The organism is Aquimarina macrocephali JAMB N27 (assembly GCF_000520995.1).
In the GTDB taxonomy this organism is placed as follows: domain Bacteria; phylum Bacteroidota; class Bacteroidia; order Flavobacteriales; family Flavobacteriaceae; genus Aquimarina; species Aquimarina macrocephali.
Genome location: NZ_JACA01000001.1, coordinates 234,020 through 250,223, shown reverse-complemented (window position 1 = coordinate 250,223; position 16,204 = coordinate 234,020). Strand labels below are relative to the sequence as shown.

The 16,204-nt window shown below is 33.8% G+C and carries 20 protein-coding genes; 15 read left to right on the top strand and 5 right to left on the bottom strand.

Annotated elements, in window-relative coordinates; genetic code table 11:
* The first annotated feature begins 47 nt into the window (after positions 1-47).
* The 4 genes from Z054_RS0101235 (at position 48) to Z054_RS31480 (ending at position 3,286) form a co-directional block, all read left to right on the top strand.
* Positions 48-917 (top strand): thiopeptide-type bacteriocin biosynthesis protein, encoded by an 870-nt coding sequence (locus tag Z054_RS0101235; RefSeq protein ID WP_024768287.1) that lies wholly within the window; start codon positions 48-50, stop codon positions 915-917.
* The gene (locus Z054_RS0101230; protein ID WP_024768286.1) at positions 914-2,632 is read left to right on the top strand and encodes a helix-turn-helix domain-containing protein; all 1,719 of its coding nucleotides are present in this window, start codon (positions 914-916) and stop codon (positions 2,630-2,632) included. The genes Z054_RS0101235 and Z054_RS0101230 overlap by 4 nt, the downstream gene beginning before the upstream one ends.
* Positions 2,633-2,747: 115 nt before the next feature.
* Complete coding sequence (locus Z054_RS0101225; protein WP_024768285.1) at positions 2,748-2,960, top strand: hypothetical protein; 213 nt, start codon at positions 2,748-2,750, stop codon at positions 2,958-2,960.
* A 152-nt stretch (positions 2,961-3,112) separates the two neighbouring features.
* Positions 3,113-3,286 carry a hypothetical protein gene (locus tag Z054_RS31480; RefSeq protein ID WP_161635220.1) on the top strand — a complete coding sequence of 58 codons (174 nt, stop codon included), beginning with the start codon at positions 3,113-3,115 and terminating at the stop codon, positions 3,284-3,286.
* A 422-nt stretch (positions 3,287-3,708) separates the two neighbouring features.
* Here Z054_RS31480 and Z054_RS0101220 read toward each other — a convergent pair whose 3' ends face one another.
* From Z054_RS0101220 to Z054_RS0101205, 4 genes are all read right to left on the bottom strand, one after another.
* Entirely contained in the window at positions 3,709-4,002 is a 294-nt protein-coding gene (locus Z054_RS0101220; protein ID WP_024768284.1) for a type II toxin-antitoxin system RelE/ParE family toxin, read from the bottom strand.
* Positions 3,999-4,220, bottom strand: a complete 222-nt coding sequence (locus tag Z054_RS0101215) for a hypothetical protein (protein WP_024768283.1) — start codon at positions 4,218-4,220, stop codon at positions 3,999-4,001. Before Z054_RS0101215 ends, Z054_RS0101220 begins: the two co-directional genes overlap by 4 nt.
* Positions 4,221-4,369: 149 nt before the next feature.
* The gene (locus tag Z054_RS0101210) at positions 4,370-5,908 is read right to left on the bottom strand and encodes an Rne/Rng family ribonuclease (RefSeq protein WP_024768282.1); all 1,539 of its coding nucleotides are present in this window, start codon (positions 5,906-5,908) and stop codon (positions 4,370-4,372) included.
* A gap of 285 nt (positions 5,909-6,193) precedes the next feature.
* Complete coding sequence (locus tag Z054_RS0101205; RefSeq protein WP_024768281.1) at positions 6,194-6,484, bottom strand: HU family DNA-binding protein; 291 nt, start codon at positions 6,482-6,484, stop codon at positions 6,194-6,196.
* A 130-nt stretch (positions 6,485-6,614) separates the two neighbouring features.
* Between Z054_RS0101205 and mutY the strand changes: the two genes are divergently transcribed.
* The 10 genes from mutY to Z054_RS0101155 all read left to right on the top strand — a co-directional run bounded on the left by mutY (position 6,615) and on the right by Z054_RS0101155 (position 13,987).
* Positions 6,615-7,673: an A/G-specific adenine glycosylase gene (gene mutY, locus Z054_RS0101200; RefSeq protein WP_024768280.1), complete on the top strand. Its 1,059-nt coding sequence runs from the start codon at positions 6,615-6,617 to the stop codon at positions 7,671-7,673.
* A 192-nt stretch (positions 7,674-7,865) separates the two neighbouring features.
* Positions 7,866-8,327 (top strand): single-stranded DNA-binding protein, encoded by a 462-nt coding sequence (locus Z054_RS0101195; protein WP_024768279.1) that lies wholly within the window; start codon positions 7,866-7,868, stop codon positions 8,325-8,327.
* A gap of 24 nt (positions 8,328-8,351) precedes the next feature.
* Positions 8,352-9,683, top strand: coding sequence for a gliding motility-associated protein GldE (locus Z054_RS0101190; protein WP_024768278.1), 1,332 nt, complete (start codon positions 8,352-8,354; stop codon positions 9,681-9,683).
* Complete coding sequence (gene gldD / locus Z054_RS0101185) at positions 9,670-10,236, top strand: gliding motility lipoprotein GldD (RefSeq protein ID WP_024768277.1); 567 nt, start codon at positions 9,670-9,672, stop codon at positions 10,234-10,236. Before Z054_RS0101190 ends, gldD begins: the two co-directional genes overlap by 14 nt.
* A gap of 148 nt (positions 10,237-10,384) precedes the next feature.
* Positions 10,385-11,260: a DMT family transporter gene (locus tag Z054_RS0101180; RefSeq protein WP_024768276.1), complete on the top strand. Its 876-nt coding sequence runs from the start codon at positions 10,385-10,387 to the stop codon at positions 11,258-11,260.
* A 105-nt stretch (positions 11,261-11,365) separates the two neighbouring features.
* On the top strand, positions 11,366-11,839 hold the full coding sequence (locus Z054_RS0101175; protein WP_024768275.1) for a DUF4199 domain-containing protein: 474 nt from the start codon (positions 11,366-11,368) through the stop codon (positions 11,837-11,839).
* 100 nt (positions 11,840-11,939) lie between these two features.
* Positions 11,940-12,503, top strand: coding sequence for a 50S ribosomal protein L21 (gene rplU, locus Z054_RS0101170; protein WP_024768274.1), 564 nt, complete (start codon positions 11,940-11,942; stop codon positions 12,501-12,503).
* Positions 12,504-12,553: 50 nt separating this feature from the next.
* Entirely contained in the window at positions 12,554-12,814 is a 261-nt protein-coding gene (rpmA, locus tag Z054_RS0101165) for a 50S ribosomal protein L27 (protein WP_024768273.1), read from the top strand.
* Positions 12,815-13,008: 194 nt separating this feature from the next.
* On the top strand, positions 13,009-13,611 hold the full coding sequence (locus tag Z054_RS0101160) for a hypothetical protein (RefSeq protein ID WP_024768272.1): 603 nt from the start codon (positions 13,009-13,011) through the stop codon (positions 13,609-13,611).
* A gap of 40 nt (positions 13,612-13,651) precedes the next feature.
* Positions 13,652-13,987, top strand: a complete 336-nt coding sequence (locus tag Z054_RS0101155; RefSeq protein ID WP_024768271.1) for a hypothetical protein — start codon at positions 13,652-13,654, stop codon at positions 13,985-13,987.
* 93 nt (positions 13,988-14,080) lie between these two features.
* On the opposite strand, the gene ahcY is transcribed toward Z054_RS0101155, so the two are convergent.
* Positions 14,081-15,391: an adenosylhomocysteinase gene (ahcY, locus tag Z054_RS0101150; RefSeq protein WP_024768270.1), complete on the bottom strand. Its 1,311-nt coding sequence runs from the start codon at positions 15,389-15,391 to the stop codon at positions 14,081-14,083.
* A gap of 130 nt (positions 15,392-15,521) precedes the next feature.
* On the opposite strand from ahcY, the gene Z054_RS0101145 reads away from it, so the two are divergent.
* A complete protein-coding gene (locus Z054_RS0101145; RefSeq protein WP_024768269.1) occupies positions 15,522-16,163 on the top strand; it encodes a 4'-phosphopantetheinyl transferase family protein in 642 nt (213 codons plus the stop codon).
* Positions 16,164-16,204 lie beyond the last annotated feature (41 nt).

The following is a 16,204-nucleotide window of genomic DNA, read 5'->3' as shown; positions in this document are numbered from 1 at the left end:
GAGATGTACTTTGGATTTGTTAAAAACATAAAACAAGGGGATATTACATGAGTGCAAAAAGAACATATATACTAGGAGACGAATGGCTATACTACAAAATATATTGTGGTGCCCGTACGTCTGATGTACTCCTTACCGAAACCATAAAACCGCTCACAACACAGTTGCTGGAACAAGGGCTGATCGACTCCTGGTTTTTTATACGCTACGGGGATCCTGATTTTCATATCAGGATACGATTTCATCTGCCCGATATACATGCTGTAGGAAGGGTGATCCTGCATATCAATGCAGCAATGCAGCGATATGTAGAGCAACGAGTGGTATATAAACTACAAACCGATACGTACATACGAGAATTAGAGCGTTATGGTATAAACACTATAGCTATCTCTGAAACCCTGTTTTTTTATGATAGTACCATGCTGCTGGATGCTATTGAGTTGATCGAAGATGAAGAATTGTACTTCTTATTTATAGTAAAAGCGATCGATAGATTATTAAACAGTTTTGGCTACGAGCAACAAGAAAAGTTAGAGTTAGTAACCCGAAACTGCCAGGGATTTAAACGAGAATTTCATGCAGATAAAGGACTAAATAAGCAATTAGATAAAAAATACAGAGGGTTAAAAAGCAAGCTTTCTTCTTTTTTAGAGACAACTTCTATGCAGGAAGACTATAAAGTCCTGGATGATTTGTTGGATCATAAAGCAAAACAATCATTAGGAGCAGTACAAAAGATCATGAAAACACAGCAGGATAACCAGTTAGAAATGCCATTAGACGATTTGCTAAGCAGTTATATACATATGCTGGTAAATCGTGCCTTTAGATCCAAACAACGATTTTATGAGTTGGTGTGTTATGATTTTTTAGTACGATACCAAAAAACAAAAGTAAGCTATACTGTATCATGAAAAAACTAGTACTCATCGTTAGTATCTTTTTTTTATACACTATCCTGGGAGTTGCTCAGGATACGAGTACGTTTACCATCCCGGATTCGCTAAAGAATAAAACGTTTGATGAGATCGAAAGGTTAGGGTTTAAGTATTATAATGATTCTATTAAGCATGAAATTTATGCAAATACGTTATTAGTCAAAGCAAAGCAAAAAAATGACCCATTGTCTCTTGCCAAAGCATATCGATCTGCGGTATTTATGTTTAAGAATAAATTTCCTGAAAGAATTGCATATCTGGATAGCTCAATCGCGATAAGTAAAGATTTAAATCATAAGCTATATCCTGCGGTACCATATTCTATTAAAGGAGGAGAATACAAACAAATAAGGGATTATAATAAAGCATTGGATAGCTATCTGGCGGCCTTAAAATACTCTAGTGCATCCAATAATAAAAACTTTTACTATCTAACCAAACACAATATTGGTAGCTTAAAAGAAGATATAGGAGAATTTGATGAGGCGGCTACAATATTTAAAGAAGTCATAGATTATGAAGATAAAAATAATATAAGTGGTATAGGGCATTTAGTTACCATGTTACATTTAGCAGATTCGTATAGAAAACTAGAATATAGGGATTCTGCCACCTTTTATAATACCAAAGGAATAAAAGAATCGCTTAAAGATAGTTTAGAGCTTTATCCTTTTTTTGTGTTACATGAAGGCATCAATTTATTCTATAAACAACAGTATCAAAATTCACTAGATAGTATAAACAAAGCAATGCCTTTTATAGAGGAATTTAGACCAAGAGTAGAAGAGTCATTGGTTAATACCTATATCCATTTGGCAAAACTCTATAAGGAATTTGATAATAAAGAAAAGTACCTGGAGTATTTATTAAAAATCAATCAATCGTATGACCGTTCGGGTTTTGTTTCTATAGAAATGCGAGAAGGATATGAACTATTGATTGATCACTATAAATTGGTAGATGATAAAAATAAACAGTTATACTATATTAATAAATTGTTTGCCGTAGATAGTATCCTGGATACCAATTATAAAAACCTAAGTAAAAGAATAGTGTTGGAGTATGATACACCGAAACTATTAGAAGAAAAGCAAAATCTAATTGATGCTCTAGAACAAAAGGAGAAAAAGACGAGTATAAAGTTTATCATTGTCGTCTTTTTTGCTGTGGTACTGATCATTGTTGTTGTCCTGATCTATATTAAAAATGTAAGGTATAGAAGGCGTTTTAAAGAACTAATGCATACACCAACCCTCAATACTGCTTTACCTAAAGAAGTATTGGATAAGGATCCTGCAACACCAGAAGCAATAGGGATTTCTGAGGATATTGTAAACTCAGTCTTAGAAGGCTTGCAAAAGTTTGAAGATAAACAGGGGTATGTATCGGCGAATATTACTACCGGGGAGTTGGCCAAAAAACTACAGACCAATTCTAAATACTTATCTAAGATCATTAATACGTATAAGAAAAAAAGCTTTAGTGTGTATATAAATGAATTGCGTATTGAGTATGTGATCGAAAAACTAAAGAATGAATCAAAATTTAGATTATACACTATCAAAGCAATTTCTCGCGAAATAGGGTTTAATACTACCGAAGCTTTTTCTAAATCCTTCTACAAAAAGACGGGAATTTACCCTTCTTACTTTATCAAGCAACTCGAAAAAGGAAAATATGTAACTATTTGATTTTAAATTATTTAAAAGTCTGATTTCTTAGAATACAGACTAGTAGTTCCTTTTTTTACTTTATTTTTTTAAGGTTATCCCCTACATTTGTTTTGAACTCATAACATAAAAACTCATGAAAAATCAACATCAAACAAAGAAGCTGGGATTAAAAAAACTAAACATTACCCTATTAACATCACATAAACTATCGCAGATCAGAGCTGGAGAAGTGCCAAGTGCTGCAGTTAATGGATGTGAACATTCTGTATTTGCTGATTGCCGAAGTTTTAATAAACCGCCATGTGGTAATCAAACAGATATTAATGATCTTGTTGCATATAGATAAACATTGATTACAATTGCAATACAATAAGTACTACGTATATATTAATCAAGTAGAAAAAAAATAATCGCCCTGACTTAGACAAGTCAGGGCGATTATTTTTTTAGAGGTTAGTTATTATTTCAATACTTTTGATAGGCTAACCAAAACCAACTATGCGAGCCATCTATCTTACGCTATTGATCTTCTTGTTATCATTTTTTGGGTATGGGCAACAATTTCAAATCCCGGATTCGTTACAGGATAAGAGTATTGATGAACTTGAAAATTTAAGTTATAAGTACTATCCCGATACGCTCAAATACAAAATTCAGGAAATATACGATTAAAGCTATCGCACAAGAGGTCGGTTTTAATACCGCAGAGGCGTTTTCTAAAACGTTCTACAAAAAAACAGGGATATATCCCTCGTATTTTATAAAAAAGCTGGAGGGGTAGAGTTTTGGGTTTGAGTACACACCTGTCACTTCGAGTGCCGCGCTTTTGGGTGTGGTGTATCGAGAAGCATGTTATTATGGATTCCAGCCTACGCTGGAATGACAAATCACTAAGTGGTTATCATGTTGAGCATATTGACTACTCGTTTGTTATTCTGGCTTACGCCAGAATCCATTATGCCTGTCATTCCGGACTTGATCCGGAATCCACATTGGAGTAATAATTTTGATATGGAATTGCATTTTTACTTAATACACGCCGTCACTTCGAGTGCCGCACTTTTGGGTGTGGTGTATCGAGAAGTTATTTATTCTTAAGTTAGTGGTTTTTGTTTTGTTCCTCTGTAGTTAATAAGTTCAATTATCTTTTTTTGAGGTCTTATTCTGTAGATGATGTAATTGTTTTTATCTATGACCGCCTTATGAGTGTGCTTATATTGACTTGTTGAAGGATAGATTTCGGGGTATTTCGCAATTCTTTCTATAAACTCCTTTATTTTAATCTCCAAAGCTTGTATTTCTTTATGAGTCCATTCGGCTTCTAAATACTCTAATACTTTTTCTAATCCTTTTAGTGCCTGTGGTGTCCAAACAATTTTTAACGTCATTTCTTAAAACGTTTCATTACAGTATCATTATCGATATATTCTCCTCGATTTGCTTGTGCTATTCCGGTTTTGATTTCTTCTTGTTCTTCACTATTCATTTCTGTCCACCAATCGGTTTGTTCTTCCTCAAAGACCTTTTTAAGTTTAACCAAAAGTGTTTCCTTTTGCGTTTGCAATAGTAAATGCATCAATTCTAATTTTGTAGCTTCAATATTCATCACACTCATTTTTACATTTATAACAAAGATAACTAGTTTTTGTAAAACTTTAGAAAGTATATCGAGAAGCAATCGAAGGTTTTGTTTGATAGGTGTGTTAACCATTAAAAACAAAAAAACCCGGCACTGTTATCAGGCCGGGTTTAATTTTATTTTATCAATTCACCATTTTTATCGTGAAAATGATATTCTAAATACGTGTAAGCGTCTCTAGGTACAATCTTTACCCATCGTTTATGGTTAAAATACCATTTGGATCGGGTGGATGGAAATCCTTTGGTTAAAAAAGCTGCAATAAAAGGATGCGCACTTAGCGTTATCTTTTTATGATCTTTTTTAATTAATTTTTCTAATTCGACTTTCATTTTTTCTACCAATACTATAGGCGCCTCAACTTCGCCATTTATTCCGTTTGGATCATCCTCTCGGGTTTTGATATTCATTTCTGGTCGAACGCGTTGCCGCGTAATTTGAATCAAGCCAAATTTACTTGGCGGTAAAATTTTATGCTTCGCCCTATCGTCTTTCATCTCTTCTCGCAATTGGTTGAAGAGGGTTCTACGGTTATCTGCATTATTCATATCGATAAAATCGACTACAATAATACCTCCCATATCTCTAAGACGCAGTTGACGGGCTACTTCAGCTGCACTAATCAGATTTACTTCTAGTGCAGTATCTTCTTGGTTTTTGGCTTTATTAGATCGGTTACCGCTATTTACATCGATTACATGCATTGCTTCTGTATGCTCTATAACCAAATAAGCGCCCTTACTCATAGATACCGTCTTGCCAAAACTTGTTTTGATTTGCCGTTCAATACCATATTTTTCGAAAACAGGTATTTTAGGATTATGAAGTTTTACAATTGATTCCTTTTTTGGAGCAATTTCTTGCAGATACTCTTTGATTCGGTTGCAGAGATCTTCATCATCTACAACAATAGAAGTAAAAGTGTCATTAAATACATCTCTTAATATAGAAGATGCTCTATTCATTTCACCTAGTACTTTTGAAGGGTGATGAGCTTTGTGCAATTTTTTACACATGCTTTGCCATCGTCCCATTAGATTTTCTAAATCTTTGTCTAGTTCTGCTACTTTTTTGCCTTCTGCTACTGTACGTACAATAATTCCGAAACCTTTTGGCTTAATACTTTTTACAAGCCTTTTTAGACGTTCTTTTTCTTCTGAGGATTCTATTTTTTGAGAAATAGAAATTCGATTCGAAAAAGGGACTAAAACAATATATCGACCGGCAATCGAAAGCTCTGAGCTAATTCGAGGGCCTTTGGTAGATATCGGTTCCTTTACTATCTGTACTAATAGTGATTGATTTGATTTTAACACATTGGTAATAGTACCGTGTTTATCAATATCGTTCTCAAAAGGAAAATCCTTAAGAGAATAATTTTTTAATTTACCTGTGCTTACACGTTTTATGAATTTAAGTAATGAAGATACTTGAGGACCAAGGTCATGATAATGCAAAAATGCATCTTTTTCATAGCCTACATTAACAAATGCGGCGTTTAGACCTGGGACAGATTTACGGATTTTGGCAATAAAAATATCACCTACCGCAAAATCACTGTCGTCTTCTTCCTTATGTAATTCAATTAGTTTTCCATCCTTTAATAAGGCAAAATCCGTAGAGGAACCTGACCTAATGATCAATTCGTTGTTCACTCTGATTAGATTTTTATCCCGATAATTATCGAGATGGATTAAACAATTTTTTCACAGGAATTTTTTACAATTCCGTTGAAATAAAACAAAGATACCGGTAGTGGGGTAGTATGTTTTATTTCGATTTCAAAGAACTTAACTTTTTAAATGAAAAAAGTAGTTAGAAACTACTTTTTCTTATGGCGGTTGGCTCTTCTTCTTTTTTTACGCTTGTGCGTAGCTACCTTGTGTCTTTTACGTTTTTTACCACTTGGCATAGTGTATGCTTTTTATATTTATAATTATTTATTTTACTTCTACGTTAGTTTTTACACCTTCTACAAATACTTTTGCAGGTTTAAACGCAGGTATATTGTGTGCAGGAATTTTGATCGTAGTGTTCTTAGAAATATTACGGCCTGTTTTTTCTGCTCTGGTTTTGATAATAAAGCTACCAAATCCTCTAAGGTATACATTATCTCCACTCTCTAGTGAACTTTTCACCTCTTCCATAAAGGTTTCAACCGTTGCCTGAACATCACCTTTTTCTATTCCTAATTTTTCCGAAATTTTTGCTACAATATCTGCTTTAGTCATTATATTACCTATTTAGGGGTTTTTAAATTTTCAAGGGGGCAAATATAAGAATTTAAAATCCAAAATATCAATACTTAAGATGATATTTTCATCTTTAAACGTTTAATTTTGTAAAACTTATAATTTTACTATGATATTTTCTAAAAAACTCATTACGTGGTACTTACAAAACAAAAGATCGATGCCATGGCGAGAAACTAAAAATCCATATCATATTTGGCTTAGTGAAATTATACTTCAGCAGACCAGAGTGGCGCAAGGATTACCATATTATATGTCATTTACAGAGGCTTTTCCAACAGTATTTGATCTTGCAAATGCAAGTGAAGAAGAAGTGTTAAAATTGTGGCAGGGATTGGGATATTATTCCAGAGCCAGAAACTTGCATGCCACTGCAAAATACGTTGCAAATGATTTAAATGGCGTTTTTCCTACTACATATAAAGGTCTTTTACAATTAAAAGGAGTTGGAGATTATACAGCGAGTGCAATAGCTTCTATATGTTATAAGGAAGCAGTTCCTGTTGTAGACGGAAATGTGTATCGGGTATTATCACGGTATTTTGGAATCGATACACCTATTAATAGTACAAAAGGAGTAAAAGAATTCAAAGAACTTGCAATAACCTTAATGGATCATGAGGAACCTGCAGAGTATAACCAGGCAATTATGGAGTTTGGAGCACTACAATGCAAACCCAAAAGCCCGTATTGTATTATATGCCCGCTACGAGATAGTTGTGAGGCACTAAAAAATGGAAAAGTAGAAGTGCTACCGGTTAAAATCAAAAAACTAAAAATCAAGAAACGTTACTTTAATTATTTGGTGTTTTTTACAGAAGATAAGAAAACAATTATCCAACAAAGAGTAGGTAATGGTATATGGAAAGGGTTATATGAATTTCCCTTAATAGAAAGTGACGCGATAGATATAGATACGATATCGTCTCACACTGTTTTTAGAGAAATGATAAAAGATAAAGAGTACGAAATTATACCACACCAGGAAGAACCTATAGTGCACAAATTATCTCATCAGCATCTGTATACTCGATTCTATATCATCAAATCAGATATCCCTTCAAAAGTAAACCAGGATCAAAAGATCGTTGATTATGAAGAAATACATGCATATCCCGTTCCTATTCTGTTAGGTAATTTTATAGATATATTTTTTCAGCAGAATTGATATTGAGAAAGATCTAAAACCTAAGTTAAGACGATTGGGGTATCATTTATGTATTAATTTTTTTATTACATTTACTATAAACAAAGTTATTTAAAACTACTTTGAAAAATAAGAAGTATTAGGATAGCGTTATTTAGTACAGTTTGTCATTTCTTTGCAATGATAAACCAAAACAACAAATCATAAACTAAAATGTCAGGAACATTAAATAAAGTAATGCTTATAGGGCATACGGGTGATGAGGTAAAGATGCATTATTTTGAAGGAGGTAGTTGCATAGGTAGATTTCCTCTTGCTACTAATGATTCGTATGTAAATAAAAGCACAGGAGAGCGTGTAAATACTACAGAGTGGCACAATGTCGTAGTCAGAAATAAAGCTGCAGAAATTTGCGAGAAATACCTTAATAAGGGAGATAAGGTATATATTGAAGGTCGTCTTAAAACCAGAAAATGGCAAGATGAGCAAGGAAAAGATAGGTATAGTACAGAAATACAGTGTACAGATTTTACTTTTCTTACGCCTAAGAATGAGAACCAACCTTCTGAGCATAAACCTCAGAATACACCTCAAACGAATACACCTGCTGCCAGTAATTCGCAGGAAGTTTCGTCTAATTCACCAGCGACAGAAGACGATGATCTTCCGTTCTGATATGTCTAACTAAACAAAGATAATTTGGACCCTGATCCTGAACCGTTATTTATTTCACTATTTGTTTTTGATTTTATGCAAACCATTAATGTGGTTGTACTGGTAGTGCTGCTCATTTTTTCTGCATTAATATCAGGTAGTGAAGTAGCTCTTTTTTCTTTAACTCCTGCAGATCTTAAAGATGAAGAGAATGCGTCTAAGAATCTTAAGATTGTGTCTAAATTACTAGATAACCCTAAGAAGCTATTAGCTACCATATTAGTAGCGAATAATTTTATCAATATAGCGATAGTGTTGCTTTTTGATACCTTAGGTAAGATATATTTTAGCAATCTTGATTATGTTTGGTTAGGTTGGATTAATGTAAGATTTGTGGTCGAAGTAGGGGTCGCAGCATTCCTGATTTTATTGTTTGGTGAAATTTTACCCAAACTATATGCCAGTAGAAATAAAGTGAAATTTGCCAAATTTATGGCAAGACCTTTAGCAGTTCTGGATTGGATCATTGCGCCGATTAGTATGCCAATGCGTAGTATCACTGTTGGGATTCATAATCGATTAGGGAAACAGAAATCTAATTTGAGTGTAGATCAATTATCACAAGCATTAGAATTAACCTCAGACAAGGATACTACAGACGAAGAGAAGAAAATATTAGAAGGTATTGTGTCTTTCGGAAATACAGATACTAAACAGGTGATGCATCCTCGTATGGATATTTTTGCGTTAAATAGTGCAACTGCATATCAGGAAATTCTTCCTGAGATTATCGAGAAAGGATATTCCAGGATTCCGGTATATGAAGATAGTATTGATAATGTAATTGGGATTCTATATGTAAAAGACCTATTACCTTATATTAATACACCTTCTTTTGATTGGATATCTTTATTAAGATTACCGTATTTTGTGCCAGAGAATAAAAAACTAGATGATTTACTTAATGATTTTAAAGATAAAAAAAATCATCTGGCTATTGTTGTGGATGAGTATGGCGGAACCAGTGGTTTGATTTCTCTCGAGGATATTATAGAAGAGATTGTAGGAGATATTAGTGATGAGTTTGATGATGAAGATTTAATATTCTCAAAATTGGATGATCGAAACTATGTTTTTGAAGGAAGAACGGCTTTAAAAGATTTTTATAAAGTACTGAAACTCGAAAACAACGGCGTTTTTGAAGAAAAGAAAGGAGATGCAGAAACCATAGCAGGATTGTTATTGGAGATTTCTGGGAGTTTTCCGAAACGTGGGGAAATTATCAAAGTAGATCAGTATGCGTTTAAAATAGAATCGTTGGATAACAAGCGAATAAAACAAGTGAAATTGACCATTAACGAAAATGAAAATAGTTAGATTTTTTATAGTGACCAGCGTATGTATGCTATTTTCTTGTGGAGGTGAAGTATTGCCTAAGCCAGAAGGAATGCTACGATTAAGTTATCCTGCTCCCGAGTATAAGGAGCTGGTATTGCCTTGCCCTTATTCTTTTGAAAAGAATGAATTTTCAGAACTTCGTAGAGCCAGAAGAAATAAAAATTGTTGGTATAATCTAGAGTATAAAAAGCTAAGAGCTACAATGTATATTTCTTATTATGAAATTAATAATAACCTGGATTCATTACTTAGGGATGCTCAAAACCTTACTCAGGAACATGTGATCAAAGCAGATGGGATCGTGCAAACACCTTATGCAAATGAAGAAAATAAAGTATATGGTGTGTTTTATGAGGTTTCTGGCGATGCTGCTTCTCCATCTCAGTTTTATGCAACCGATAGTATTCGGCATTTTATAGTAGGTTCTATGTATTTTAAGGTGAAACCTAATTATGATTCTATACTTCCTGCTGCGAATTATTTGCGTAATGATATGAGGTATTTTATGGAAACTCTTCGCTGGAAAGAGTAAAAAATTTAAAATACGTTTATTAATAGAAGTGAAAAGAATCATTTTGTGATAAATTGAAAAAAGTTTAAACCATTTTATAGTTAATTTTCTTCCAAAAGGTATTCTGTGTACTTATAATTTTATCACTTTTGCAACTTACTTCGCAAAAATGCAAAACACAAAACTAAAATGGATATATCTGGCAGTACTTTCTGTGGTTTGGGGTAGTTCATTTATTCTTATCAAAAAATCATTGATTGGACTTACGCCGCTACAATTGGGTGCATTAAGAACGCTATTTGCAGCAACATTTTTATTCTTGATTGGGTTTAGGAGTATGCGAAAAATAGCAGCATCGGATTGGAAATGGGTAATCATATCTGCCTTTGCAGGAACATTCATCCCTGCGTTTTTATTCGCCTTTGCCGAGACAGAAATTGATAGTGGTATAGCATCAATCCTTAATTCTACCACACCATTGGTTACTTTGATCCTGGGGATGTTGATTTTCTCTATGCGATTTAATAAAAACCAATTCTTTGGTGTGATTGTAGGGTTAATTGGTTGTGTTGCTCTTATATTAGAAGGAGCTTCGGTTAACCCCAATCAAAACTATTGGTATGCGTTATTAGTGCTTTGTGCTTCGGTATGTTATGCAATAAATGTAAATATCATAAAAAGATATATGCAGCATATCTCGCCTATGGCAATTGCTAACGGAAATTTTGTTGTATTAGTGATTCCGGCTTTAATCGTCTTATGTTTTTCAGATTTTTTTAAAACAGAAGTGATAACTAGCCCAAAAGTACATATGAGCTTGATGTATGTTTCTATACTAGCGATAGTAGGTACGGGTATTGCCAAAGTATTGTTTAATAAACTGGTGCAGATCAGTACTCCGGTATTTGCGACTTCGGTAACCTATACGATTCCTATTGTAGCCATGCTGTGGGGGATATTGGATAATGAGAAATTTACATTTTATCAAGTGCTAGCTTCTGGAGTTATTATCCTGGGAGTATATTTGGCTAATAGGAATAGGTAATTCTCATTCTCTTATGTCGCTGTTAAACAATAAATTAACAAGCTTTTAAGGTTAAAAAACTCTTAAATTCCTTACTTTTAAGAGAGAATCCTAAAGAGCGAAACCATGAAAAAATCAACTATTCCTGTTATATATGGACTTCTTATTGCTATTGGACTTATTGCGTATTTTTTAATCCTTTCTTTGATCGGTGTACAAACAGAACCTGTTTTTAGTCTAGGAAATGGTATTATAGTAGCTCTTGGTTTGTACAAAGCCATGAAAAACTACAAGCAGGAAAAAGGAAGTGATTTTGAATATCAAAAAGGATTTATGGCAGGGCTTTTTACTGGGTTTAATGCTACAATTGTTTTTATTATTTTCTTTGCGATCTATGTAACTAATATCAATACTGATTTCTTACCAGAAATGCTGGCGAATTGGAGTTCGCATTATCATGTAGGAGTAGGAATAGTTGTGTTTGTTGCAGCAGTTATGGGGTTTGCCACTACTTTTGTGCTTACGTTATCTTTTATGCAATTATTTAAAGAAAGTTGGAATCCAAAAAAAAATCGCAATTCAAAGCCTGTAGAGGCATAAAATATTTGTCATTTAATTAATTAGCAGTATATTTGCACCCGCCTATTTAAAAATAGGCGCAGTTCTTTATTTATAAAAATAATTAATTAAACGTTACGCTATGTACGCAATTGTAGAGATAGCAGGGCAGCAATTTAAAGTTGCAAAAGACCAAAAAGTATTTGTACATCGTTTAGCAGGAGAAGAAGGAGACAAAGTCTCTTTTGATAAAGTTCTTCTTGCGGCAGATGGAGATAAAGTTACTTTAGGCGCCCCAGCTATAGATGGAGCTCAAGTAGGAGCAAAAATCACAAGACACCTTAAAGGTGATAAAGTTATTGTTTTCAAGAAAAAGAGACGTAAAGGATACCGTGTTAAAAATGGTCACCGTCAATCTCTTACAGAAATTATTATCGAAAGTATAGTAACTTCTGGAGCTAAGAAAACAGCAACTAAAAAAGCTGAACCAAAAGCTAAAGCAGAGAAAGAAGTAAAAGCTTCTGCTCCTAAAGCTGAAACTAAAGCAGCCGCTCCTAAGAAAGAAGCAGCAAAGCCAAAAGCTGATAAAGAAGATTTAAGCACTAAGACAGTAGCTGAATTAAAAGACATGGCTAAGGCTCAGGGAATTTCTGGTATTTCTTCTATGAAGAAAGCAGAATTAATTGAAGCTTTACAAGGAAAATAAAAAACGGCAGGTAACCCCTGTAAGTATTAACAATATAAAACCGAAAGAAAATGGCTCATAAAAAAGGAGTTGGTAGTTCGAAAAACGGTAGAGAATCAGAATCGAAACGCTTAGGTGTGAAGATATTTGGTGGACAAGCTGCCGTGGCTGGTAACATCATTGTAAGACAAAGAGGTACAGCCCACAAACCAGGCGAAAATGTATACGCTGGTAAAGATCACACCCTACATGCTAAAGTAGATGGTTTAGTGAAATTTACTAAAAAGAAAGACAATAAATCCTATGTTTCTATAGTTCCATTTGAAGCATAAAGGATCTTTCCTTTGTAATATAAAAAACCCTTTTCTTGTATAGAAAAGGGTTTTTTGTTTGTTATAAGCTCTCTAATGCGTACTTTGGATTTAAGGAATTTTCTGTTTTGACCTCTCAGAACCGAGCGGTTAAAGACTTTTTCCCTATTCTTAAAAAAAGAAATATATTTATCATCAAATTTAAAAACCTAATCATGAAAAAGTTATTATTATTAACATTGTTAATGACTGTTACCCTTGCTTTTAGTCAAAAAAGAAAAGATCAAGAAGGAAGTATTAAAAATCTGAAAGGTATCACAGCGTATAATTTAGTTTTCGATTACGAAAATCTTAAAGTTGACAAGTTTGATACTGAAGAAGAATTCCTGAAAAACAAAATGGAAAAGAGAGAAGCTAAAGAAGCTGGTAAAGGAGAAAAATTTAAAAAATCCTGGTTTGCTGATCGCGAAAATTTATTTGAACCAAAATATATAGAGTCTTTCAATAAACGTTTTGATGGTGGAGCTGTTAAAGTTGAAAAAGGTTTAGACGGTGCTACTCATACTATGAAAGTTAAGACAACATGGATTTACCCGGGATATAATGTAGGTGTTATGAAACAGCCATCTAAGGTAAATGCAACAATCATTGTATATGAAACTGGTAATCCTGATAAAATATTATTCTCTACAAAATACTTTAAGGTACCAGGAAGTAATTTTTATGGAGCCGATTATAACTCTGGATACAGAATAGCCGAGAGTTATGCTAAACTAGCTAAGGAAATGGCAAAATATATCCTTAAAAAGGCGAAGTAATATTGGTTAATCTTTGGTATAACTCAAAAATAGAAAAACGATGAATACTTTAATAGCTAAAGCATTATGTTGTATCTTCTTTTTATGTATAACCTTTGATGCAACTTCACAAGATATTCCTAAATACGACTATCTTGAGGTTATTGTAATTCAAAAGGCAAATAATAGAGGTAAGGTAAAAAGAATTAAGGTTGAGGAGCAGACCTCTTTGGTGGGCAAACAAATAACCATTAAGCAATTAGAGGACCTAGAGAGGACTTCAGATTTGCTGAATTATATGAATGCCGCTAATTGGGAGTTTGTAGATCGACAATCTATTGTTTCTGAAGAGAATGATCCTGTATGGATGAGTTATATCTTTAGGAAAAAGAAATAATAATACTGCTATTGTTCTAAATAAAAACCCCTTATCGAAAGATAAGGGGTTTCTTGTTTATTTCTAAAATCTAACCGCCACAGCGATCTTTTTTTAGTATCTGTAATATTCTGGTTTGTAAGGCCCTTCAACAGTTACACCAATATATTCAGCTTGATCTTTGCTAAGGTCGGTAAGTTCTACTCCAATTTTAGCAAGGTGTAATTTTGCTACCTTTTCATCTAAGTGCTTCGGAAGCATGTATACCTTGTTTTCATAACTTTCGAGATTAGTCCAAAGTTCAATTTGTGCTAAAGTCTGATTGGTAAATGAATTACTCATTACAAAACTTGGGTGTCCTGTTGCGCAACCTAGATTTACTAAACGACCTTCGGCAAGAAGTATAATGTCATTACCTCCAATATTGTACTTATCTACTTGAGGTTTGATCTCAATTTTCTCGCTTTGCGAATTTAACCAAGCCACATCAATCTCATTATCAAAATGTCCAATATTACAAACAATGGTTTTATCTTTCATTGCTTGAAAGTGTTCTCCACGAACAATATCTTTATTTCCGGTAGTAGTAATAACAACGTCCGCTTTTCCAACAACAGTTTCTAGTTTTTTCACTTCAAAACCGTCCATGGCTGCTTGTAAAGCACAAATCGGGTCAATTTCAGTAATAGTTACTATAGAACCGGCCCCTCTAAACGATGCAGCGGTACCTTTACCTACATCTCCATATCCACAAACAACAACACGTTTACCAGCAAGCATTACATCGGTAGCACGACGAATCGCATCTACAGCACTTTCTTTACATCCGTATTTATTGTCAAATTTTGATTTAGTAACACTATCGTTTACGTTAATCGCAGGCATAGGAAGTGTTCCATTTGCCATACGCTCATATAGTCTATGGACTCCAGTAGTTGTTTCTTCAGATAAACCATTAATTCCTTCTACTAATTCAGGATACTTATCTAACACCATATTAGTTAAGTCTCCCCCATCATCAAGGATCATATTTAAAGGTTTGCGATCTTCGCCAAAAAATAGAGTTTGCTCTATACACCAATCAAACTCTTCATCATTCATACCTTTCCAAGCGTATACTGGGGTACCTGCTTCTGCAATAGCAGCTGCAGCTTGATCTTGAGTAGAAAATATATTACAAGAACTCCAAGTTACTTCTGCTCCAAGAGCCTGAAGTGTTTCTATTAACACTGCAGTCTGGATCGTCATGTGAAGACAACCTGCGATACGAGAACCTTTAAGAGGTTGCTCATCTTTATATTCTTCACGAAGAGACATAAGTCCTGGCATTTCTGCTTCAGCTAATTCGATTTCTTTTCTTCCCCAGGCAGCTAATGAAATATCTTTCACTTTGTAAGGAACATAAGGTACAGTTTTGGTACTCATAGTAGTTAATTTTATGTTTATGAAGTGCTTTCTGGTATTTCGCACTAAATTGTTCTAAATTCGTTCCCGAAAAATCGAATAATATTCCTTTTTCGGTTTGCAAAGGTACATAATAACTTTAAGAATTTAAATGCCTCTTTACAAAACTATAACAGTAGATGAAACTACTAATGTGTTGATTTGGAAGATTGAAGAATCTTACGAGTCCCTATGTCAGGGAATAGAATTAACACAACACTGCCAGAATAGAGTAGATAATATGAAATCTGATATGCATCGCAGAGGCTTTATGAGCGTTCGACATCTGCTGGCTGCATTTGGTTATACCGATCATGATCTGTATTATGACGAATTTGGAAAACCACATCTTAAAGATGGAAAACAAATTTCAATTACCCATTCTTATGAATTTGCAGGAATCATAATCAGTGATAAACTCGTTGGAATCGATATCGAAAAACAAAGAGAAAAGATTCATAAAATTGCGCATAAGTTTGTGAATGAATTTGAGAATGATTCTCTAGAAAAACAAAGACTGGATAAGACTCGTGCATTAACTATAATTTGGGGAGCCAAAGAATCTTTGTATAAGTTATATGCAACGGCGGGCTTGAGTTTTGAACAGCATATTTTTATTTCTCCTTTTACATTAGAATATCCATTTGTTTATGGAGCTGTTAATTATAAAGATGAAATAACTCATTATGATATGGCATTTATAGAGTTTGAAGGATTTACCTGCGTATATGCTTTACCAGCTTCAGAAATATGAATTTTATAACCACAAATACATGAATATTTTATGGGAAATAT

What these genes read in the sequence shown, in the direction of transcription:
- Z054_RS0101180 (WP_024768276.1), top strand. Translation starts at nt 10,385, where the DNA reads ATGCAAAACACAAAACTAAAATGGATATATCTGGCAGTACTTTCTGTG.
- Z054_RS0101220 (WP_024768284.1), bottom strand. Translation starts at nt 4,002, where the DNA reads ATGACGTTAAAAATTGTTTGGACACCACAGGCACTAAAAGGATTAGAA.
- Z054_RS0101175 (WP_024768275.1), top strand. Translation starts at nt 11,366, where the DNA reads ATGAAAAAATCAACTATTCCTGTTATATATGGACTTCTTATTGCTATT.
- Z054_RS0101215 (WP_024768283.1), bottom strand. Translation starts at nt 4,220, where the DNA reads ATGAATATTGAAGCTACAAAATTAGAATTGATGCATTTACTATTGCAA.
- Z054_RS0101205 (WP_024768281.1), bottom strand. Translation starts at nt 6,484, where the DNA reads ATGACTAAAGCAGATATTGTAGCAAAAATTTCGGAAAAATTAGGAATA.
- mutY (WP_024768280.1), top strand. Translation starts at nt 6,615, where the DNA reads ATGATATTTTCTAAAAAACTCATTACGTGGTACTTACAAAACAAAAGA.
- Z054_RS0101230 (WP_024768286.1), top strand. Translation starts at nt 914, where the DNA reads ATGAAAAAACTAGTACTCATCGTTAGTATCTTTTTTTTATACACTATC.
- gldD (WP_024768277.1), top strand. Translation starts at nt 9,670, where the DNA reads ATGAAAATAGTTAGATTTTTTATAGTGACCAGCGTATGTATGCTATTT.
- rplU (WP_024768274.1), top strand. Translation starts at nt 11,940, where the DNA reads ATGTACGCAATTGTAGAGATAGCAGGGCAGCAATTTAAAGTTGCAAAA.
- Z054_RS0101195 (WP_024768279.1), top strand. Translation starts at nt 7,866, where the DNA reads ATGTCAGGAACATTAAATAAAGTAATGCTTATAGGGCATACGGGTGAT.
- Z054_RS0101160 (WP_024768272.1), top strand. Translation starts at nt 13,009, where the DNA reads ATGAAAAAGTTATTATTATTAACATTGTTAATGACTGTTACCCTTGCT.
- ahcY (WP_024768270.1), bottom strand. Translation starts at nt 15,391, where the DNA reads ATGAGTACCAAAACTGTACCTTATGTTCCTTACAAAGTGAAAGATATT.
- Z054_RS0101225 (WP_024768285.1), top strand. Translation starts at nt 2,748, where the DNA reads ATGAAAAATCAACATCAAACAAAGAAGCTGGGATTAAAAAAACTAAAC.
- rpmA (WP_024768273.1), top strand. Translation starts at nt 12,554, where the DNA reads ATGGCTCATAAAAAAGGAGTTGGTAGTTCGAAAAACGGTAGAGAATCA.
- Z054_RS0101145 (WP_024768269.1), top strand. Translation starts at nt 15,522, where the DNA reads ATGCCTCTTTACAAAACTATAACAGTAGATGAAACTACTAATGTGTTG.
- Z054_RS31480 (WP_161635220.1), top strand. Translation starts at nt 3,113, where the DNA reads ATGCGAGCCATCTATCTTACGCTATTGATCTTCTTGTTATCATTTTTT.
- Z054_RS0101235 (WP_024768287.1), top strand. Translation starts at nt 48, where the DNA reads ATGAGTGCAAAAAGAACATATATACTAGGAGACGAATGGCTATACTAC.
- Z054_RS0101155 (WP_024768271.1), top strand. Translation starts at nt 13,652, where the DNA reads ATGAATACTTTAATAGCTAAAGCATTATGTTGTATCTTCTTTTTATGT.